This is a genomic window from Patulibacter medicamentivorans (genome assembly GCF_000240225.1).
In the GTDB taxonomy this organism is placed as follows: Bacteria; Actinomycetota; Thermoleophilia; order Solirubrobacterales; family Solirubrobacteraceae; genus Patulibacter; species Patulibacter medicamentivorans.
Window position 1 is genome coordinate 1 of the sequence record NZ_AGUD01000091.1, and the last position, 19,106, is coordinate 19,106.

The 19,106-nt window shown below is 74.3% G+C and carries 18 protein-coding genes and 1 riboswitch; of the genes, 14 read left to right on the forward strand and 4 right to left on the reverse strand.

Annotated features, from left to right (window positions below; all coding sequences use genetic code 11):
• Positions 1 to 362 precede the first annotated feature (362 nt).
• A complete protein-coding gene (locus tag PAI11_RS07995) occupies positions 363 to 716 on the reverse strand; it encodes a winged helix-turn-helix transcriptional regulator (protein WP_040599168.1) in 354 nt (117 codons plus the stop codon).
• 57 nt (positions 717 to 773) lie between these two features.
• Positions 774 to 1,940, reverse strand: coding sequence for a type IV pilus twitching motility protein PilT (locus PAI11_RS08000; protein WP_007572833.1), 1,167 nt, complete (start codon positions 1,938 to 1,940; stop codon positions 774 to 776).
• Between the two features lie 146 nt (positions 1,941 to 2,086).
• On the opposite strand from PAI11_RS08000, the gene PAI11_RS08005 reads away from it, so the two are divergent.
• Complete coding sequence (locus PAI11_RS08005; protein ID WP_007572835.1) at positions 2,087 to 3,007, forward strand: TolB family protein; 921 nt, start codon at positions 2,087 to 2,089, stop codon at positions 3,005 to 3,007.
• 61 nt (positions 3,008 to 3,068) lie between these two features.
• On the opposite strand, the gene PAI11_RS08010 is transcribed toward PAI11_RS08005, so the two are convergent.
• Positions 3,069 to 4,172 (reverse strand): sigma-70 family RNA polymerase sigma factor, encoded by a 1,104-nt coding sequence (locus PAI11_RS08010; protein WP_007572837.1) that lies wholly within the window; start codon positions 4,170 to 4,172, stop codon positions 3,069 to 3,071.
• Between the two features lie 262 nt (positions 4,173 to 4,434).
• On the opposite strand from PAI11_RS08010, the gene PAI11_RS24120 reads away from it, so the two are divergent.
• The 3 genes from PAI11_RS24120 to glpX all read left to right on the forward strand — a co-directional run bounded on the left by PAI11_RS24120 (position 4,435) and on the right by glpX (position 7,203).
• Positions 4,435 to 5,010 (forward strand): hypothetical protein, encoded by a 576-nt coding sequence (locus PAI11_RS24120; protein WP_007572839.1) that lies wholly within the window; start codon positions 4,435 to 4,437, stop codon positions 5,008 to 5,010.
• Between the two features lie 71 nt (positions 5,011 to 5,081).
• Positions 5,082 to 5,250: riboswitch (cyclic di-AMP (ydaO/yuaA leader) on the forward strand.
• Between the two features lie 9 nt (positions 5,251 to 5,259).
• Positions 5,260 to 6,057, forward strand: coding sequence for a septal ring lytic transglycosylase RlpA family protein (locus PAI11_RS24125; protein WP_007572841.1), 798 nt, complete (start codon positions 5,260 to 5,262; stop codon positions 6,055 to 6,057).
• A 144-nt stretch (positions 6,058 to 6,201) separates the two neighbouring features.
• Positions 6,202 to 7,203 carry a class II fructose-bisphosphatase gene (gene glpX, locus PAI11_RS08025; protein ID WP_007572843.1) on the forward strand — a complete coding sequence of 334 codons (1,002 nt, stop codon included), beginning with the start codon at positions 6,202 to 6,204 and terminating at the stop codon, positions 7,201 to 7,203.
• Here the strand turns inward: glpX and PAI11_RS08030 are convergent.
• Positions 7,200 to 7,967, reverse strand: a complete 768-nt coding sequence (locus PAI11_RS08030) for a hypothetical protein (protein ID WP_007572845.1) — start codon at positions 7,965 to 7,967, stop codon at positions 7,200 to 7,202. The genes glpX and PAI11_RS08030 overlap by 4 nt on opposite strands.
• 136 nt (positions 7,968 to 8,103) lie before the next feature.
• Between PAI11_RS08030 and PAI11_RS08035 the strand changes: the two genes are divergently transcribed.
• The 10 genes from PAI11_RS08035 to PAI11_RS08080 all read left to right on the forward strand — a co-directional run.
• Positions 8,104 to 9,021 carry an ROK family protein gene (locus PAI11_RS08035; RefSeq protein ID WP_040599171.1) on the forward strand — a complete coding sequence of 306 codons (918 nt, stop codon included), beginning with the start codon at positions 8,104 to 8,106 and terminating at the stop codon, positions 9,019 to 9,021.
• Positions 9,018 to 10,667, forward strand: coding sequence for a glucose-6-phosphate isomerase (locus tag PAI11_RS08040; protein WP_007572848.1), 1,650 nt, complete (start codon positions 9,018 to 9,020; stop codon positions 10,665 to 10,667). Before PAI11_RS08035 ends, PAI11_RS08040 begins: the two co-directional genes overlap by 4 nt.
• Positions 10,668 to 10,669: 2 nt before the next feature.
• On the forward strand, positions 10,670 to 11,608 hold the full coding sequence (gnd, locus tag PAI11_RS08045) for a phosphogluconate dehydrogenase (NAD(+)-dependent, decarboxylating) (protein WP_007572850.1): 939 nt from the start codon (positions 10,670 to 10,672) through the stop codon (positions 11,606 to 11,608).
• Positions 11,609 to 11,635: 27 nt separating this feature from the next.
• Complete coding sequence (gene zwf / locus PAI11_RS08050; protein WP_007572852.1) at positions 11,636 to 13,186, forward strand: glucose-6-phosphate dehydrogenase; 1,551 nt, start codon at positions 11,636 to 11,638, stop codon at positions 13,184 to 13,186.
• Positions 13,187 to 13,190: 4 nt separating this feature from the next.
• The gene (locus PAI11_RS08055) at positions 13,191 to 14,264 is read left to right on the forward strand and encodes a glucose-6-phosphate dehydrogenase assembly protein OpcA (RefSeq protein WP_007572854.1); all 1,074 of its coding nucleotides are present in this window, start codon (positions 13,191 to 13,193) and stop codon (positions 14,262 to 14,264) included.
• Complete coding sequence (locus tag PAI11_RS08060; RefSeq protein ID WP_007572856.1) at positions 14,255 to 16,186, forward strand: glycoside hydrolase family 15 protein; 1,932 nt, start codon at positions 14,255 to 14,257, stop codon at positions 16,184 to 16,186. Before PAI11_RS08055 ends, PAI11_RS08060 begins: the two co-directional genes overlap by 10 nt.
• Positions 16,183 to 16,902, forward strand: a complete 720-nt coding sequence (gene pgl / locus PAI11_RS08065; RefSeq protein ID WP_007572858.1) for a 6-phosphogluconolactonase — start codon at positions 16,183 to 16,185, stop codon at positions 16,900 to 16,902. Before PAI11_RS08060 ends, pgl begins: the two co-directional genes overlap by 4 nt.
• Positions 16,899 to 17,507 (forward strand): histidine phosphatase family protein, encoded by a 609-nt coding sequence (locus PAI11_RS08070; RefSeq protein ID WP_007572860.1) that lies wholly within the window; start codon positions 16,899 to 16,901, stop codon positions 17,505 to 17,507. Before pgl ends, PAI11_RS08070 begins: the two co-directional genes overlap by 4 nt.
• 87 nt (positions 17,508 to 17,594) lie before the next feature.
• Complete coding sequence (locus PAI11_RS08075) at positions 17,595 to 18,365, forward strand: 3-hydroxyacyl-CoA dehydrogenase (protein WP_007572863.1); 771 nt, start codon at positions 17,595 to 17,597, stop codon at positions 18,363 to 18,365.
• 114 nt (positions 18,366 to 18,479) lie between these two features.
• A partial coding sequence (locus PAI11_RS08080; protein ID WP_138974171.1) for a helix-turn-helix domain-containing protein occupies positions 18,480 to 19,106 on the forward strand: 627 nt, incomplete at its 3' end.

Genomic DNA, 19,106 nt, shown 5'->3' on the forward strand with positions numbered 1-19,106 from the left:
CCGACGACCCGGCCCGGCGCCAGGTCGGCGCGCCGGACGAGCAGTCGGCGGCCTCCGCGGTCGGTGGTCGCGGCGACCCCGGCCCCGGCCTCGCCGAGCCAGACCGCGGTCCCCAGCGCCGCTCCGGCGCGCACGGCGTGGCGCCGCGTCAGGCGTCCGCCGAGCGGTCCGTGGGACCCGTCGCCGGGGATTCCGGCGCGCGCGCAGCTGCGGCACGTGCCGTGCCGATCGTCGTCTGGGGGATCAACCTGCTCCATCGAAGGTCCCAACCGGGGACCGCCCCGAGAGTTCCGGTCGCGGGCCCAACCCGCAAGGCCTGCAAGCTCTCGCACGGGGCCGGGGACCCGGCCGGAGGGCGCCGATCAGGCGCTGAGCGCGACCCGCGACGCCTCGTCGGCGCACTCGTCGGCCTGCAGCCAGTGCCTGCCGTACTCGCGCATGCCCTCGATGATCGGGAGCAGCGCCAGGCCCTTGGCGGTCAGGGCGTACTCGACGCGCGGCGGGACCTCGGGAAAGGTCTGGCGCTCGACGATGCCCTCGTCCTCGAGCGCCCGCAGGCGCAGGGACAGCGTCCGCGGGCTGATGCCGCCGAGCGAGCGCTCGAGCTCGCAGAAGCGCGTGTGGCCCTCGGCGAGGTCGCGCACCAGCAGCAGCGTCCACTTCCCGCAGACGATCTCTGCGGTCCGGCACACGGGGCATGTCGGATCGGCGGCCATGCCGATACTTTACCGAATGAAGCATTGGCGCCAACGAGGCGCGGGCCGTCGGCCGGCTCAGACGGCGGGCAGCGCGGCCTGGCGATCCTCGCCGCCGGCGCCGCGGCGCTGCTGGTCGGCGACGTCGTCCATCGACGTCCCCATCCGGCCGTCCGCCCGCAGCAGCAGCTCCAGGTCGTGCGGCCGGGCGGCGGCCCGCATCGCGTCGTCGTGGGTGACGACGCCGTCGAGCACGAACCGGCAGAGCGCCTGGTCGAAGGTCTGCATCCCGTAGTGCTTGCCCTCGGCGATCACCTGGCCGAGCTCGCCGAGCCGCGCGGGGTCGCGGACGATGTCGCGGACCAGGCCGGTCGCGCGCAGCACCTCGCAGACCGCCATCCGGCCCTTGCCCGCCGCCAGCGGCACCAGCCGCTGGCTGACGACGCCCTGCAGCGTCAGCGCCAGCGCCTCGCGGATCGGCTGGTGCTGGTGGGGCGGGAAGAAGCCGACCAGGCGGTCGACCGCGCCGGTCGCGTCGAGCGTGTGGACCGTCGAGAGCACCAGGTGGCCGGTCTCCGCCGCCGACAGCGCGGCGCGGACGGTCTCCTCGTCTCGCAGCTCGCCGATCAGGATCACGTCGGGGTCCTGGCGCAGGACCCGGCGCAGCGCCTGGCCGAAGCTGCGGGTGTCGGATCCGACCTCGCGCTGGTTGATCGTGGCCAGCCGGTCGCTGTGGAGCATCTCGATCGGATCCTCGATCGTCACCACGTGGCACTGGCGCGCGCGGTTGATGCGGTCGACCATCCCGGCCAGCGTCGTCGACTTGCCCGAGCCGGTGATCCCGGTCACGAGCACCAGGCCGCGCTCCTCGTCCGCCAGCTCCCCGATCACCGGCGGCAGCCCGAGCTCGTCGAGCGCGCGCGGCTCGCCCGGCACCACGCGGCAGACGATCGAGACGCTGCCGCGCTGCCGGAAGGCGTTCACGCGCAGGCGCGCGATCCCGGGCTCCTCGTGGGCCAGGTCCATCTCGTCCTCGGCGGCGAACGCCTGGCGCGCCGCGTCGTCGCGCAGCATCAGCTGCAGGACGGCGTCGGTGTCGGCCGCGTCGAGCGGCGGGTGGTCGGGCAGCAGGGGTCGCAGCACCCCGTCGATCCGCCCCAGCGGCGGACGGCCGACCTTCAGGTGCAGGTCCGACCCGTCCTGGGCGACGAGGGCGGCGAGGCAGGTGCGCAGATCGACCGGCATGGGTCCCCGATCGGCGTTCCCGCCCCCCGTCACGCGCGCGGGCGGCCGCGGCTGGACGGACGAACGACGCCCTCGCGGGCGGCGCCCCGGATACGGGGAGGGCTATAGCGTTTCGGTCCCACCCCCCGCCCCAGGACGTCCCCCCGATGATCTCTCTCGCCCTGTCACCGGTCCGGCACCGCCGGCTGCCGGCCGTGGCGCTCGCCGCGCTGCTGCCCGCGTCCGCCTCGGTCGCCCTGCCCGCGGCGGCCGACGCCGCCCGCCCGACCGCGATCTACGGCGTCTGCAAGGGCCGCCACCTGTGCACCGTCGATCCGCGCACGAAGAAGGTCACGGTCGTCCGCAAGGGCACCGCGTCGGCCCCGTTCGCCGGCGTCGCGACGACCGCCGACGGCCGCGCGATCGCCTACGCGAAGGGCCGCCGGATCTACCGCGCCGACGGCCGCGGCCGCGGCGGGCGCCAGGTCGGCGGCGGCAGCAGCCCGCTGATCAGCCCCGACGGGCGGACGGTCGGCTGGAAGACGGAGATCCAGACCCAGCAGTGCGATCCGTTCGGAGGCTGCGCCCAGATCCAGACCTTCGCGCTGTTCACCCGCGGAGTCCGCGACGCGAAGCCGACCGTGGTCGAGGCGTACTACGCCAGCGGCGGCTGGTGGGGCTCGCAGCTGGCGACGACCAGCGACCGCAAGCAGGGGGACGGGCGCGACCTGTTCCTGCTCGACGGCGATGGGCGGGCCGTGCGGCCGCTGACCCAGGACCCGACGCGGACGTTCGACGGCCTCGCCGCCTCCCCCGACCGGCGGCTGATCGCGGTCGTCTCCGAGCCGGTGACCGAGAAGCCGCGCTTCAGCGGCCGGATCGAGCTGTTCGATCCCGCGACCGCCCAGCGCGTCCGGATCTTGACCGAAAGCGCCACCGACACCCTCGGCGGCTTCAGCCCGGACGGCCGTCAGCTGGCCTTCAACCGCGGTCGCGACCTCTACGTCGTCGCGACCACCGGCGGCCCGGCCCGCCGGATCGCCAAGCAGTTCCTGGTCGGCGCGCCGTCCTGGGCGCGGACGCGCTGATCCGGAACGACGAAGGGCGCCTTTCGGCGCCCTTCGCGGAGCTTCGTGGTGCGGTCAGTGGTCAGGCCACGTCGCGGAGCTTCTGGGCCTCCGCGAGCGACTGGAGCTTCTTCAGCGACTGGTTCTCGATCTGGCGGATCCGCTCGCGCGTGACGTTGAAGCGGTGACCCACCTCGTCGAGCGTGCACGGCTTCTCGCCGCCGAGGCCGTAGCGCAGCTCGAGCACGCGGCGCTCGCGGTAGCTCAGGTTCTCCAGCGCCTCGCGGAGGTGCTCCTTGGTCAGGATCTCCGCGGCCCGCTCGTACGGCGACTCGGCCCGCTCGTCGGCGATGAACTGGCCGAACTCGGACTCCTCCTCGTCACCGACCGGCTTCTCGAGCGAGACCGGCGCCTGGGCGGAGCGCTTGATCGACTCGACCTCCTCGGGGTCGATGCCGGTGACCTCGGCGATCTCCTCCGGGGTCGGCTCGCGGCCCAGCTCCGTCACGAGCTTGCGCTCGGCACGGCCGATCTTGTTCAGCTTCTCGACGACGTGGACCGGGATCCGGATCGTCCGCGCCTTGTCGGCCAGGGCACGGGCGATCGCCTGGCGGATCCACCAGGTCGCGTAGGTGGAGAACTTGAAGCCCTTGCGGTAGTCGAACTTCTCCGCCGCGCGCACGAGGCCCAGCGTGCCCTCCTGGATCAGGTCGAGGAAGGGCAGGCCCTGGTTGCGGTAGTTCTTGGCGATCGAGACGACCAGGCGCAGGTTCGACTCGACCATCTTCTGCTTGGCGTCGAGGTCGCCGCGCTCGATCCGCTTGGCGAGGTCGACCTCTTCGGCGGCGGTCAGCAGGCGGACCTTGCCGATGTCCTTGAGGAACAGCTGGAGGCTGTCCGTGGTCATGTCCGGACGCAGGTCCAGCGGCGTGGCCTGGCGCTTCTTGCGGGTGCGCTTGTCCGGCGCGCGCTCGACCTGCGCGGCGCTGTGGGCGGGATCGATCTCGTCGACGAGCTCGATCTCGCTCTTCTCGAGATAGGTGTTCAGATCCTCGACGTCGGACTCGTCGAAGTCGAGCTCGGAGATGGCCTTCTGCACCTCCGCGTGCGTGAGCACCCCGAGCGTCTGGCCGCGGTGGACCAGCGTCTTGACCTCTTCGAGTTCCTGGAGTTCAACTGCAGACATATAGGGAGGCGTCTCTTCGGCGCTCCGCCGGGAGACGGCGGAGGCGGTGGCAAAGCAGTGAGGAGTGCGCGTCGGTCGAGGCAGAGGTGCGGGCAACAGCGGCCCAAGCTACCGACAGCGTTCCGTCATTCTAACAGGCCGCCGTCGCGCTTCTTCACACGTGGGCGCGTCGAAGCTCGCGCGGCGAACCCGTCGAGATCCAATACACCGGCCGAGGCGAAAAGGTGCACGTGGAGCCCGAGTGCGCGACGATTCGCGCACGATGGCCGACCCGAAGCCCGACCAGGACCCGCCCGCGAACGACGGCGTCCTGGGCAACCTGCCCTCCAGCCGCCCCCAGCGCCGCAGTGCCCGGCGGGCATCGTCGGGAGCCGCGAAGGCGAGCTCCGGGGGCACGAAGGCGACGGCCGCGACCGGCAAGCGCGCGACCGCCGCCGGGAGCGCCGGCAGGGCCGCATCGCCCGCCAAGCGGACCGCGGGCGCCGCCAAGCCGTCGCCGAGCGGCACCCGCAAGCGGACCGCGACCGCCGCGACCGCGGCGAAGTCCGCGACCGCCCGTAAGCCCGCCGCCGGCGGATCCCGCAAGGCCGCGACGGCGGCGAAGGCCACCGGCGGGACGGCGGCGAAGGCCAAGGTCGAGACCGCCCGCAGCGGCCCCTCGGGACCGGCCGCCGCCCGTCCCGTGCCGAAGGCGCCGCGGTCCGGCTGGGCGACCCCCGAGCCCTCCGCGACCCCGGGCGAGCAGGCGCTGCGCGACGTGCTCGACGCGGTCGGCGCCGTCGCCAGCCGCGGCGAGACGCTGGTTCGCGGCGTGCTGCGGCGGATCACGCCGCGCTGACGCCGTCCGCTCGGTCGTCCGTTCCGGCGCCGGGCGAGAAACGGGACTGGCGCTCCAGGATCGATGTGCCATAATCCCCGCCGCCGAGCTTCTGACGACCGGTTCGTCAGAAGGCGGGGGAACCACTGCGACCGATCCGAGAGGGTCGGCCGCTGGGGCGAATCGGATCGACTTCGATCCGTAGCGCACTCGTTCAGCGCGAGCCCGACAGCTCACCCCGTAGGCGCAGAACGAGACCAACAGGATCACGTGATCGCCCGCACCTTCGCGCGCCGCGCTGCCGTCATCGGCCTGCTCGCGGTACCCGCGCTCCTTCCAGCCACGGCCCTCGCCGCCGACGGCACCGGTGGCCTGACGCTCGAGAGCGCGGCCGCTGCCGCCGCTCCCCCCGTCGACGCCGCCGCCGAGCTGGCCGGCGCCGGCACCTGGACGGCCACCCCGTCGACCGTCGTCGGCACCCCGGTCGAGATCACCGGGCGCTTCGCGCGCTCGCTCGCCGGCCGCTTCGTCCGCGTCGAGCGCGCCGACCCGACGGGCACCTGGCGCCGCGCGGCCGTCGCCAAGGTCCGCACCAACGGCAAGTTCCGCGCCCGCTGGCGGACCCGCTCGACCCGCTACCACGAGCTGCGGGTGCTGCTGACCCCGGCCGGGCAGGCCGATCCCCGCAAGGCCCGGACCGCGACCGTCGCCGACGCCGACGAGGCCGACACGGTCCGGATCGTGGTCCTCGGCAAGGCCCGCGCCACCTGGTACGGGCCCGGCTTCTACGGCCGCAAGACCGCCTGCGGGACGACCCTCTCCGCCGGCACGGTCGGCGTCGCCCACCGCACCCTCCCGTGCGGCACCCAGGTCGAGATCCGCCGCGGCGGCGAGCGCTTCGTCGTCCCCGTGATCGACCGCGGCCCGTTCGCCAACGGCGCCGACTTCGACCTGACGAAGAACCTGGCCGACGACCTCGGCGTCTCCGGCGTCGACGACATCCAGTACGTCGTGCGCAGCGACCTGCGCCGGATCGCCACGCCGCAGAACGCCCCGGCGAGCCGCTGAGCCGCCGCCGCGCGACCCGATCCACCGGCGGTCGCCGACCGCACGGCCTGGGATAGGGTCCGCCTCGAACGTCGCGCCCGTGCCCCGCCACCGCGGGGCACGCGCCGTCCCAGACCCGTGTTCCCCGAACCGATCGCCGAGAGCATGATCACCACGCCCGACCGCACGCTCGCGATGGAGCTCGTCCGCACGACCGAGGCGGCCGCCCTGGCGGCGTCGCGCCTGGCCGGTCGCGGCGACAAGATCGCCGCCGACCAGGCCGCCGTCGACGGCATGCGCCACGTCCTCGACACCGTCGCGATGGACGGGCTCGTCGTGATCGGCGAGGGCGAGAAGGACGAGGCGCCGATGCTCTACAACGGCGAGCGCGTCGGCAACGGCGACGGCCCCCAGGTCGACATCGCCGTCGACCCGCTGGAGGGCACGACCCTGACCGCCAAGGGCCAGCCGAACGCGCTCGCGGTGATCGCGATCGCGCCGCGCGGCTCGATGTTCGATCCGGGCCCCTGCGTCTACATGGAGAAGCTCGCCGGCGGCCGCGACATCGCCGACCTGCTGGACCTCGACCGCCCGGTGGTCGAGACCGTCGGCATGATCGCCGAGCGGCGCGGGAAGGACATCAGCGAGGTGCTGATGATCACCCTCGACCGGCCGCGCCACGAGGAGCAGATCGAGGCCGTGCGGGCCGCCGGCGCCAAGGTCCGCCTGATCTCCGACGGCGACGTCGCCGGCTCGCTGCTGGCCGTCATGAGCGACTCGGCCGTCGACTTCCTGTGGGGCATCGGCGGCACGCCCGAGGGCGTGATCTCGGCCGCCGCGATCAAGTGCCTCGGCGGCGCGATCGTCGGCCGCCTGTGGCCGCGCAACGACGAGGAGCGGCAGGCCGCGATCGACGGCGGCTACGACCTCGAGCGGCAGCTGAACCAGGACATCCTGGTCAACGCCGACCAGTGCCTCTTCTCGGCCACCGGCGTCACCGACGGCGAGCTGCTGCAGGGCGTCCGCCGCCGGCCGCAGGGCGGCGCGACCACCGAGTCGGTCGTGATGCGCGCGGGGTCGGACACGATCCGCCGCGTGCTCGCCCAGCACCGGCCGGAGAAGCTCGCCAGCATGCCGGGCGGCGGCCCCGGGATCGCGATCTCCTAGGAGCGCCCGGACGGGGTCGGCATCTGCTCGGGTGCCGGCCCGTCGTCCTCGACGGTCAGCCGCGGCGCGAACCGCCCGACGACCGACTCCGCGAGCTGGCCGCTCGCCAGCGAGCGGATGAAGCCGTAGGCCAGCAGCACGTGGTAGCGCGACTGGGTCTGCTTGTAGATCCAGTAGGCGATCCCCGACGACATCGCCGGGTAGAACTGGCTGACCTCGAGCTCGACGTAGGCCTGGCTGAGCGGCGTCGGCGGCGCCTCCCCGTCGTGGCCGGTCGTGGCCTCGACGCCGTCGCGGCGGTGGACCTCGATCTCCAGGAACCCGCGATCGCGGCCCCGGCGCGAGACCAGCAGGCCGCGCGTGATCGGCCATCGGACCAGCCCCAGCGTCGAGGTGAACTCGTACTCCGGCTCGCTGAAGCCGAGCATCACGATCCGCCGCGAGAAGAGGCACACGTAGCGCCCGCGGTCGTCGTAGTGGACCCGCACCATCCCGAGCGAGAACCGCTGCATGTAGCGCCAGTACGAGCGCGCCAGCCGCTCCAGGTGCATCGGCGTCCAGATCCGATCGAGGTTCTCGGTCGGCGTCGTCAGCGTCGCGGTCTGGATCGAGTAGACCGAGCCGGACGCGACGTCGCGGCCGGTGTGGTCGACGAGCCGCCCCACGCGAACCTGCTGCTGGGCCCCGTGCGCGCGCAGGCGACGCCGGAGCACGGCGGCGACGACCGCGGCGACGATCAGGAGCACGGCGGCGAGCAGCGGCATGCACGCGGGATTCAACCCGAATCCGATCGCGACCGGGCACGCGTTCGCTCGTGCTGCTCCAGCCGGCGCAACCGGAGCCCTGGGTCTTCACCTGCTGGCGTCGAGCGATCGGGCGGAATGTGCGAACCTCGCGGCGATGGATCGCACCGCCCGCACTGCCGGAGTGGATGTCGGCGGCACGAAGGTCGCCGTCGCCCTGCTCGACGGCACCACGCTCGCCGACTCCCTCCTGGAGCCGACCGCGGTCGACGATCCCAGGGCGCTGCTGGACCAGATCTCGCGGATGGTCCGCGAGCTGGGCGACGTCAGCGCCGTCGGCGTCGGGGTCCCGTCGGTGATCCGGATCGCCGACGGCAAGGTGATGAGCACGACCAACATCGCCGCCTTCCGCGACGTCGCGCTGCGCGACGCGCTGACGGAGCGGCTGGGCGTGCCGGTCCACGTCGACAACGACGGCAACCTGGCGACGCTGTCGGAGGCCTGGGACGACGACCTGCGGCTGTTGTACCGCTCGCTCGTCGGGGTCACCGTCGGCACCGGGATCGGCAGCGGGATCGTGCTCGACGGCCGCCCGCTGCACGGCTCGCGGACCTCGGCGGTCGAGCTCGGCCACCTGACGATCTCCGCCGATCCGACCGACGGCGCCCCGCCGGCCGGCACCGCGCCGCTGCCGACCTCGCTCGAGCACTGGGCCAGCGGCCGCGCGCTCGACCGGCTGGCGCTCGCCCGCGGCTTCTCCGACGGCTCCGCGGTGACCGACGCCGCCCAGACCGGCGACCCGCGGGCGATCGACGCGCTGCGGATCCTCGGCGAGCGGGTCGGGATCGGGATCGCCTCCCTGATCACGCTGCTGGAGCCCGAGGTCGTCGTCGTCGGCGGCGGCGTCTCGCGCGCCGGCGAGCTGCTCGTCGGCCCCGCGCGCGAGGCCGCGCGCCGCCTGCTGCTGCCCGGCCTCGGCACCGACACCGAGATCCGCGTCGCCCAGCACGGCCCCCGCGCCGGGGTCCGGGGCGCCGCGCTGCTGGCCCGTATCGAGGAGAGCACCGCGCGATGACCACGAGCCCCGCCCCCGCCGTCCGCTGGCAGCTGGACGACGAGCAGCGCGCCGCCGTCGCGGCGCTGCTGGACCGTGCCGGCGCCGAGCGCGTCCCCGAACGGCTGTGGGAGCGCGACGCGACGCTCTGGGGGCCCGCCGGGCAGGCCGAGGTCGCCGACCGGCTCGGCTGGCTCGACGCGCCCTATCACGGGCTCGAGCAGCGCGCCGCGCTGGAGCAGCTGGCCACGGACGTCGTCGCCGACGGCTACACCGACGTGGTGCTGGTCGGCATGGGCGGCTCGTCGCTCGCGCCCGAGGTCATCTGGCGCTGGGCGCACGATCCGACCGCCGAGGGGCGTCACCCGCACCTGCACCTGCGGCTGCTGGACTCGACCGACCCCGACGCGGTCGCGACCGTCGACGCGGCGACCGATCCCGAGCGGACGCTGGTGCTCGTCTCGACGAAGTCCGGCGGGACGGTCGAGACGCTGTCGCTGTTCCGCCACTTCTGGGCCCGCCATCCGCACGGGCCGTCGTACGTCGCCGTCACCGACCCCGGCTCCGGGCTCGAGGCGCTGGCCCGCGAGCACGGCTTCCGCTCGATCCTCCACGGCGACCCCGAGATCGGGGGCCGCTACAGCGCGCTGTCGCCGTTCGGCACCGTCCCGGCCGCGCTGATCGGCGCCGACCTCGAGGCGCTGCTCGGCGGCGGGGTGGCCGCGCTCGACGCCTCGAAGCTGCCGCTCGCCGACAACGCCGCCGTGCGGCTCGGGGTCGCGATCGCGGCGCTCGCCGGGCTCGGCCGCGACAAGCTGGTGCTGCGGGTCGAGGATCCGCGCCTGGCCTGGTTCGGCCTCTGGCTCGAGCAGCTGGTCGCCGAGTCGACCGGCAAGCACGGCCACGGCCTGCTGCCGGTCGTCGACGAGGCCGGCGCCGGCGGCGGCCTCGCCGTCGGACCCGATCGCCAGCTGCTGGTGCTGCGCTCGGGCACCCCCGACGAGGCGCTGGAGCGCGACCTGCAGGCCGCGGCCGACGCCGGCGTGCCGGTGCTCGAGCTGCAGGTCGACGGCCCGGGAGCGCTCGGGGCCGCCTTCGCCGCGACCGAGGTCGCCGTCGCGGTCGTCGGCTGGGGCCTGGCGATCAACCCCTTCGACCAGCCGGACGTGCAGGCCGCCAAGGACGCCACCAAGGCGGTCCTGGCCGAGGTCGCCGGCGGCACCGCGATCGAGCCCGCGCCCGACGCCGACGCAGCGGCGGTGCTGGCCCTGACCGATGGGCTGGCCGCCCCCGGCTACCTGGCGATCCTCGCCTACCTGCCGCCGAGCGACGGCGCCTCGGCCGCCCTCGACCGCCTGCGCGCGGCGCTCGGGGCGCGGACCGACGCCGCGATCACGACCGGCTTCGGCCCGCGCTACCTGCACTCGACCGGGCAGCTGCACAAGGGCGGCCCGCCCCAGGGCCGGTTCCTGCTGCTGGAGCACGACCCGCGCGCCGGGCTGCCGATCCCGGACGCCGACTACGACTTCGCCACCCTGTTGCACGCCCAGTCCGCAGGCGACCATCGGACGCTCGTCGCGCACGAGCGACGAGCGCTGCGGGCGAGCTTGGGCGGGGACTGGCTCGAGGGCCTCGACGCCCTCGTCACCGCGATCGAGGAGAACTAGCGATGCAGATCGCCTTCGTCGGCCTGGGCAAGATGGGCGGCAACATGGTCCGCCGGCTGCGGCTGGCCGACCACGACGTCGTCGCCTACGACCGCGACGTCGACGTCGCCCGCGCGCTCGGCGAGGAGACCGGCGCCCGCGCCGTCGCCTCGCTGGAGGAGCTGGTCGCCGCGCTCGACACCCCGCGCCACGTCTGGGTGATGGTCCCCCACGGCGAGCCGACCGCCTCGACGGTCGAGGCCCTCGGCGAGCTGCTGGAGTCCGGCGACGCGATCGTCGACGGCGGCAACAGCCGCTGGACCGACGACGGACCGCGGGCTGCGGCGCTGGCCCCGAAGGGCATCCACTACCTCGACGTCGGCACGTCCGGCGGGGTCTGGGGCCTGGACGTCGGCTACTGCATGATGGTCGGCGGCCCGCAGGAGGCCGTCGCCCGCCTCTCCCCCGTGCTCGACAGCCTGGCGCCGAGGACCGCCGAGGAGTCACGGCACGTGATCGGCGAGTTCGGCTGGGAGCACGTCGGCCCGTCGGGCTCGGGCCACTTCGTGAAGATGGTCCACAACGGCATCGAGTACGGGGTCATGCAGGCGTTCGCCGAGGGCTACACGCTGCTGAACAAGAACGACCCCGACCTCGACCTGGCCAAGGTCGCCCACCTCTGGGAGCAGGGCTCGGTCGTGCGCTCGTGGCTCAACTCGCTGGCGGCCCGCGCGTTCGAGGCCGAGGGCACCTCGCTCGAGGCGCTGCAGCCGTGGGTCGACGACTCGGGCGAGGGCCGCTGGACGATCGAGGCCGCGATCGACCACGACGTCCCCGTCCCCGCGATCACGGCGTCGCTGTTCGCCCGCTTCGCCTCGCGCGGGGAGGACGACTACGCCAGCCGCGTGCTCGCGGCGTTGCGGAACCAGTTCGGTGGCCACGCCGTCAAGCGCGTCGGCTGACCGCCTCCGACCGACCGGATCGCAGTCATGAGCACCGACACCCCGCCGGAGACGTCCGCCTCCCAGGCGCTGCCGGCCGACCCGCTGGCCGAGGGCCTCGACCAGCTGCCGCCGCCCAGCTCGGTGCTGGTGATCTTCGGCGCGACCGGCGACCTGGCGCGGCGCAAGCTGCTGCCGGCGCTCTACAACCTGGCGCACGAGGGCTCGCTGCCCGAGCGCTTCCAGCTGATCGGTGTCTCGCGCGGGGAGCTGACCGACGACGGCTACCGCGACGAGGTCCGCCAGGCGATCGAGCGGTTCTCGCGGCGTCCGCCCGACGCGACGGTCCTCGACGCGCTGCTGGAGAACGTCTTCTACGTCACCGGCGGCTTCGAGGAGGACGACGCCTACCGCGGCCTCGCGCAGCGGCTGGGCCAGCTCGACGCGGCGGCCGGCCAGCCGCTCAACCGGATCTTCTACCTGTCGACGGCGCCGCGGTTCTTCGGCGCGATCGTCGGTCAGATCGGCGGTCACGGGCTGGCCCGGCGCGAGGGCGCCGACACCCGGGTCGTGATCGAGAAGCCCTTCGGGACCACCGAGACCGAGGCGCTGGAGCTGAACCGCCGCGTGCTCGAGGTCCTCCACGAGGAGCAGGTCTTCCGGATCGACCACTACCTCGGCAAGGAGACGGTCCAGAACCTGCTGGCGCTGCGCTTCGCCAACGGGCTGTTCGAGCCGATCTGGAACCGCAACCACATCGCGTCGGTCCAGATCACCGCCGGCGAGGCCGTCGGGCTCGAGGGTCGCGCCGGCTACTACGACGGCGCCGGCGCGCTCCGCGACCTGGTCCAGAACCACCTGCTGCAGCTGCTCTGCATCCTCGCGATGGAGCCGCCGACCGCCTTCGCCGCCGACGACATCCGCGGCGAGAAGGTCAAGATCCTGCGGGCGATCGAGCGGATCGACCGCGACCAGATGCACCTGCACGCCGTCCGCGGCCGCTACGGCGCCGGCGCGGTCGGGGGCGACGTCGTCCCGGCCTACGTCAACGAGCCCGACGTCCCCGCCAGCTCGACGACCGAGACCTTCGTCGCGCTGCGGCTGCAGGTCGACACCTGGCGCTGGGCCGGCGTCCCGTTCTACATCCGCACCGGCAAGCGGCTCTCGCGCAAGCTGACCGAGATCGCGGTGACGCTGCAGCCGGTCCCCCACCTGGCGTTCCACGGCGGCGGGACGGTCGAGCCGAACCAGATCGTCTTCACGATCCAGCCCGACGAGCACGTCTCGATCAAGCTGGCGGCGAAGGTCCCCGGCAGCGGCATGCACCTGCGGCCGGTGACGATGGACTTCTCGTACGGGACCTCGTTCCTGTCGACCTCGCCCGAGGCCTACGAGCGGCTGATCACGGACGCGCTGCGGGGCGACGCGACGCTCTTCACCCGCGCCGACGAGGTCGAGGCGCAGTGGGCCGTGATCCAGCCGATCCTCGACGCGTGGGCCGCCGACGCGTCGCCGCCGGACGAGTACGCGGCCGGCAGCGACGGACCGCAGAGCCAGCAGCGGATCCTCCGCGACGGCGACCACTGGCGGGCGATCTGAGCCGATGTCGACCGTCGCCCACACCGTCTGGCAGCAGGACGACGTCGACCCGGCCGGCGTCGAGGAGGCGATGCGCGCGCTGGAGCGGGAGCGGTTCCGCCAGCGCTCGGCGCTCCCGGCGCGGGCCCTGAACCTGGTCACCGTCGTCGACGCCGACGACGCCGACGAGGTCGTCCGCCGGCTGGCCGCGACCGGCGGCAACGCCCCGTCGCGCTCGATCCTGCTGCGCGTCCACCCCGACCGCTCGCGGCTGTCGGCGCGGGTGACGCTGGCCGCCGACGGCGACGCCGGCGACCGGACCTCGGCGATGAACGAGCTGGTGACCGTCGACGTCGGGCTGCGGCACCTGTCGCGCCTGGAGTCGATCGTCGACCCGATGGTGCTGACCGACGTGCCGACGCTGCTGTGGGCGCCGCACGACCACCGCGGCGCGATCGAGAGCCTCGTGCCGCTGGCCCAGACCGTGCTGCTGGACAGCTCGGACGCGGCGCTCGCGACGACCGGCCTCGACGAGGCGCTGGCGCTGCAGGCCGCCCACGCCGTCGGGGTCGTCGACCTCTCCTGGATGCGGACGCTGCCGTGGCGCCAGCGGCTGGCGGCCGCCTTCTCTCCCCCGTCCCGCCGCGACGAGCTGGCCCGGATCGGCGACGTCGAGGTCCGGCACCAGCCCGGCTCCGCCGCCGCGGCCTGGCTGGTGCTCGGCTGGCTCGCCGCCCGCCTGCGCTGGACGGCCGTCGGGGACGAGGTCCGTGACGCCGCCGGCCACGAGGTCCACCTGCGGCTGGTGTCCAGCGACGTCGGGGTCGCCGGCCTGGCCGGGACGACCGTCACCTCGCGGACCGGCGCCCACTTCGCGCTCGATCGCAACCCGGGCGGCCTGCGGGCGCGCTACGCGCCCCCCGAGGGCGCCGCCGGGTCCGGGGGCGACGCCGCCGACCGCGAGCGCAGCTGGACGATCCTCGGCGCCTCGCGCGGGGAGACCGGGGTCCTCAGCGCCGCCCTTCGCCGCACGCTCGTCCCCGACGACGGCTACCGTGAGGCGCTCGCCACCGCCAGGAGATTGATCCAGTGCACCTGAGCCCCGTCGAGCGTCCGAACCCGCACTCCGCCTATCCGCCGATCGCGGACTACGCGTTCCTGTCGGACTGCGAGGTCAACGCGCTGGTGGCGCCCTCGGGCGGGATCGAGTGGTTCTGCGTTCCGCGGCACGACAGCCCGTCGGTCTTCGGCGCGCTGCTGGACCGCGACGCCGGGTCGTTCCGGCTGGCGCCGGTCGGGCAGACGGTGCCGGCCGGCCGCCGCTACCTGCCGGGGACGATGATCCTCGAGACGACCTGGGGCACCCGCACCGGCTGGGTCGTCGTCCGCGACTGCCTGCTGATCGGGCCGTGGCACCACGAGGCCGAGCGCTCGCAGTCGCACCGCCGATCGCCGACCGACGACGACGCCGACCACGTGCTGCTGCGGACGATCCGCTGCGTCAACGGCTACGTCGAGATGTTCATGGAGTGCGAGCCGGTCTTCGACTACGGCCAGCGCCACGGCAGCTGGACCTACGACTCCGAGGGCTACGGGATCGGCCGCGTCAAGGATCCGGGCTCGAGCACCGAGCTGGTCCTGACCACCGACCTGCGGCTGGGCTTCGAGGGCGCCCGCGCCCGCGCCCGCACCACCGTCCGGGCCGGCGACACCCACTTCATCGCGCTCTCCTGGTCGCACCACGGCGCGCCTCAGACCTACGAGGACGCCCACGCCCGGGTCAACTACACCGCCGACTTCTGGCACGAGTGGCTGAGCCACGGCGAGTTCCCCGACCACCCGTGGCGGACCTACCTGCAGCGCTCGGCGATGACGCTGAAGGGGCTGACGTTCGCCCCGACCGGCGCGATGCTGGCGGCCGCGACGACCTCGTTGCCGGAGACCCCCCAGGGCGAGCGCAACTGGGACTACCGCTACTCGTGGATCCGCGACTCCACGTTCATGCTCTGGGGGCTGTACACCCTCGGCTTCGACGAGGAGGCCAACGACTTCTTCTATTTCATCCAGGACGTCGCCAAGGGCGAGCGGCCGCTGCAGGTGATGTACGGCATCGGCGGCGAGCGCCAGCTGGAGGAGTTCGAGCTCGACCACCTGGAGGGCTACGACGGCGCCCGCCCGGTCCGGATCGGCAACGGCGCCTTCGACCAGAACCAGCACGACGTCTGGGGCGCGATGCTGGACTCGGTCTACCTGCACACGCGCTCGCGCGATCAGCTGCCCGAGTCGGTCTGGCCGACGCTGAAGAAGCAGGTCGCCGAGGCGATCGCCCACTGGCGCGAGCCGGACGCCGGGATCTGGGAGGTCCGCGGCGGCCTCAAGCACTTCACCTCGTCGAAGGTCATGTGCTGGGTCGCCCTCGACCGCGGCGCGCGCCTGGCGGAGCTGCGCGGCGAGCGCGAGATCGCCAGCGAGTGGCAGGCGATCGCGGACGAGATCCACGCCGACATCTGCGCCAACGGCGTCGACGAGCGCGGGGTCTTCTGCCAGCACTACGAGACCGACGCGCTCGACGCCTCGCTGCTGCTGATGCCGCTGGTGCGGTTCCTGCCGGCGGACGACCCGCGGCTGCGGGCGACGGTCCTCGCGATCGCCGACGAGCTGTCCGAGGACGGCCTGGTCCTGCGCTACAGGGTCGAGGAGACCGACGACGGGCTCCACGGCGAGGAGGGCACGTTCACGATCTGCTCGTTCTGGCTGGTCTCGGCGCTGGTCGAGATCGGCGAGGTCGAGCGGGGCCGCGCCCTCTGCGAGCGGCTGCTCGGCTACGCGTCGCCGCTGCAGCTCTACGCCGAGGAGCTGGATCCGAAGTCGGGCCGCCACCTGGGCAACTTCCCGCAGGCGTTCACCCACCTGGCGCTGATCAACGCGGTGATGCACGTGATCCGGGCCGACGCCGACGCCGACGGCGCCGGGAGCGCGGCGCCCTACCACGTGATCCCCGGCCAGGGGGAGCTGGCATGAGCGAGGCCGCGGCCGGCGGCGCCGAGGTCCGGGCGTTCGCCGATCCCGAGGCGACCGCCGCCGCGGCCGCCGAGCTGCTCGCGGAGCTGCTGGCCGCGGCGGCCGCGCGCTCCGGACGCGCCCGGATCGCGCTCTCGGGCGGCGGCACGCCGGTCGCGGCCTACCGCCGGCTCGGGCCGCTGGTCCGCGACTGGTCCGCGATCGACGTCTTCCTGGCCGACGAGCGCTGCGTGCCGTTCGAGCACGACGACAGCAACGCGCGGCTGGTCGTCGAGTCGCTCGGCGCGGGTGCCCACGACCTGCTGGTCCACCGCCTGGTCGAGGGCGGATCGCCGGGAGACCGCGCGCGGGCCTACGCCCACGACCTCGGCGAGACCCCGCTCGACGTCGTCCTGCTCGGCCTCGGCGAGGACGGGCACACCGCGTCGCTGTTCCCCGGCCACGGCGCGCTCGAGGCCGAGGGCCGGACGGTCGCCGTGCTCGACTCGCCGAAGCCGCCGCCGGAGCGGGTCACCCTGACCGTCCCGGCGCTCTGCGCGGCCGGCCGGCTGGTCCTGCTCGTGACCGGCGCCGGCAAGGCCGACGCGCTGGCGCGATCGCTCGGCGAGCCCGGCCCGCAGGCCCCGGTCAGCCTGCTCCCCCGCGAGCGGCTGCTGGTGCTGGCCGACGAGGACGCCCTCGCCCCGGCGCGCGCCGCCGGCCTGGTCCGGTCGTGAGCGCGCTGAACGGCGGCGTCCGCCTGTGGCTCGTCCGCCACGGCGAGACCGAGTGGTCGCGCGCGCTGCGCCACACCGGCCGCACCGACCTGCCGCTGACCGACCACGGCCGCGCCCAGGCGACGGCGCTCGCTCCCCGCCTGCGCGAGGTCCCGTTCGTCGCGATCCGCTGCTCGCCGCTGCTGCGGGCCCGCCAGACGCTGGAGCTGGCGCTGCCGGAAGCGGCGCCGACGCTCGACGATCACCTGCAGGAGCGCGACTACGGCGTCGCCGAGGGCCGGACCACCACCGAGCTGCGGGCCGAGGCGCCCGGCTGGGACTCGTGGACCGTCGCGATCGACGGCGCCGAGACGATCGACCAGGTCGGCGCCCGGGCCGATCGCGCGATCGCCCAGGCGGTCGCGGCGGGCGAGTCCGCCGGCGGGCCCGGCGACCACGACGTCCTGCTCGTCTCCCACGGGCACCTGCTGCGCGTCCTGGCCGCGCGCTGGCTCGGCCAGCCGGCGGTGCTCGGCGCCCAGCTGGCGCTGGCGGTCGGCACCGTCTCGGTGCTCGGGTTCGAGCGGGAGCGGCGCGCGCTGCTGCGCTGGAACGACGCGGGCTGAGCCGGCTGCGCGCTCCCGGCCGCCGACCGTCGGGTCCCCGTGGAGGCGATTGGCTGGTCAGCCAACCGACGCGCTAGATTGCCGGCCATGGCTCAGATCGCAGGCAAGAGCGCACTCGTCACCGGCGGCGCGTCGGGACTCGGACAGGCGACCGTCCGGCGGCTCCACGCCGACGGCGCGCACGTCACCATCGCCGACGTCCAGGAGGACAAGGGCCAGGCGCTCGTCGCCGAGCTGGGCGAGCGCGCCCAGTTCGTGAAGACCGACGTCACCGACGAGGACGCGGTCAAGGCCGCCGTCGAGGCCGCGGCCGGCGTCGCCCCGCTGGTCGCGACCGTCTCCTGCGCCGGCACCGGCTGGCCGCAGCAGGTCTTCCACCACAAGAAGGGGCCGCACCCGATGCTGCCCTTCGAGACGGTCCTGAAGATCAACCTCTTCGGCACCTTCAACGCGCTGCGGTTCTCGGCCGAGGCGATGTCGACCAACGAGCCCAACGAGGACGGCGAGCGCGGCGTGCTGATCAACACCGCCTCGGTGGCGGCGTTCGACGGCCAGATCGGCCAGGTCGCCTACTCCGCGTCGAAGGGCGGCATCGTCGGCATGACCCTGCCGGTCGCCCGCGACCTCGCCCGCTACGGCATCCGCAACATGACGATCGCGCCGGGGCTCTTCGACACCCCGCTGCTGGCCGCCCTGCCGGAGGAGGCCAAGGCCTCGCTCGGCGCCCAGGTGCCGTTCCCGCCCCGCCTCGGCCACCCGTCCGAGTACGCCGACCTGGCGGCCCACATCATCAGCAACCCGCTGCTCAACGGCGAGACGATCCGGCTCGACGGCGCGATCCGGATGGCGCCGAAGTAGCGGCGCGGTCGGTGGTCGCGGGCCGTGGGCGGCCGGCGACCGGGACGTTCACCGGTTCCGCGTCTCCGCGAGCCAGCGGTCCGCGTCGTCTAGCCTGGCGGGACGATGCGGCTGGTGGCCTCCTCACCCGATCCGCGCCTGCGGGGGATCGTCACGCGCTACGCCGACTTCGGCGACCGGCCCGGCGTCCCCCAGGAGACGCTGGAGGTGCCCGGCCGCACGATCACGGTGATCGTCGACCTCGACCGCGGCTGGACGGTCGAGGGCGAGCGGTTCGGCTCGTTCGTCGGCGGGCTCTACGCGCGGCCGGTCCGGGTCGCCCACCAGGGATCGTTCCGGGGCCTCCAGCTCGACCTCGAGCCGCCGGCGCTGCGGCGGCTGTTCGGGATCCCGGCCGGCGCGCTCGGCCAGGCGACGGTCGGCCTCGACCAGCTGCTGGGGCCCGGCGCCGACGAGTTGGCGGAGCGACTGGACGGCGCGCCCGACGAGGCGGCGCGCTTCGCGATCCTCGACCAGCTGCTGCTGCGGGCCGCGGCCCGGGCGGCCCCGCCGCGGCGCCCGGACGTCGAGCGGGCGTGGACGCTGCTGCGGGCCAGCGGCGGCCGGCTGCGCGTCGACGCGCTCGCCGACGCGATCGGCAGCTCCCGGCGCTCGCTGTCGGCCGGGTTCGCCGAGGAGATCGGCCTCGGGCCGAAGGCCGTCGCTCGCCTGATGCGGGTCGAGGCGGCGCGCCGGCGGCTC

What these genes read in the sequence shown, in the direction of transcription:
- PAI11_RS07995 (WP_040599168.1), bottom strand. Translation starts at nt 716, where the DNA reads ATGGCCGCCGATCCGACATGCCCCGTGTGCCGGACCGCAGAGATCGTC.
- PAI11_RS08000 (WP_007572833.1), bottom strand. Translation starts at nt 1,940, where the DNA reads ATGCCGGTCGATCTGCGCACCTGCCTCGCCGCCCTCGTCGCCCAGGAC.
- PAI11_RS08005 (WP_007572835.1), top strand. Translation starts at nt 2,087, where the DNA reads ATGATCTCTCTCGCCCTGTCACCGGTCCGGCACCGCCGGCTGCCGGCC.
- PAI11_RS08010 (WP_007572837.1), bottom strand. Translation starts at nt 4,172, where the DNA reads ATGTCTGCAGTTGAACTCCAGGAACTCGAAGAGGTCAAGACGCTGGTC.
- PAI11_RS24120 (WP_007572839.1), top strand. Translation starts at nt 4,435, where the DNA reads ATGGCCGACCCGAAGCCCGACCAGGACCCGCCCGCGAACGACGGCGTC.
- glpX (WP_007572843.1), top strand. Translation starts at nt 6,202, where the DNA reads ATGATCACCACGCCCGACCGCACGCTCGCGATGGAGCTCGTCCGCACG.
- PAI11_RS08030 (WP_007572845.1), bottom strand. Translation starts at nt 7,967, where the DNA reads ATGCCGCTGCTCGCCGCCGTGCTCCTGATCGTCGCCGCGGTCGTCGCC.
- PAI11_RS08035 (WP_040599171.1), top strand. Translation starts at nt 8,104, where the DNA reads ATGGATCGCACCGCCCGCACTGCCGGAGTGGATGTCGGCGGCACGAAG.
- PAI11_RS08040 (WP_007572848.1), top strand. Translation starts at nt 9,018, where the DNA reads ATGACCACGAGCCCCGCCCCCGCCGTCCGCTGGCAGCTGGACGACGAG.
- gnd (WP_007572850.1), top strand. Translation starts at nt 10,670, where the DNA reads ATGCAGATCGCCTTCGTCGGCCTGGGCAAGATGGGCGGCAACATGGTC.
- zwf (WP_007572852.1), top strand. Translation starts at nt 11,636, where the DNA reads ATGAGCACCGACACCCCGCCGGAGACGTCCGCCTCCCAGGCGCTGCCG.
- PAI11_RS08055 (WP_007572854.1), top strand. Translation starts at nt 13,191, where the DNA reads ATGTCGACCGTCGCCCACACCGTCTGGCAGCAGGACGACGTCGACCCG.
- pgl (WP_007572858.1), top strand. Translation starts at nt 16,183, where the DNA reads ATGAGCGAGGCCGCGGCCGGCGGCGCCGAGGTCCGGGCGTTCGCCGAT.
- PAI11_RS08075 (WP_007572863.1), top strand. Translation starts at nt 17,595, where the DNA reads ATGGCTCAGATCGCAGGCAAGAGCGCACTCGTCACCGGCGGCGCGTCG.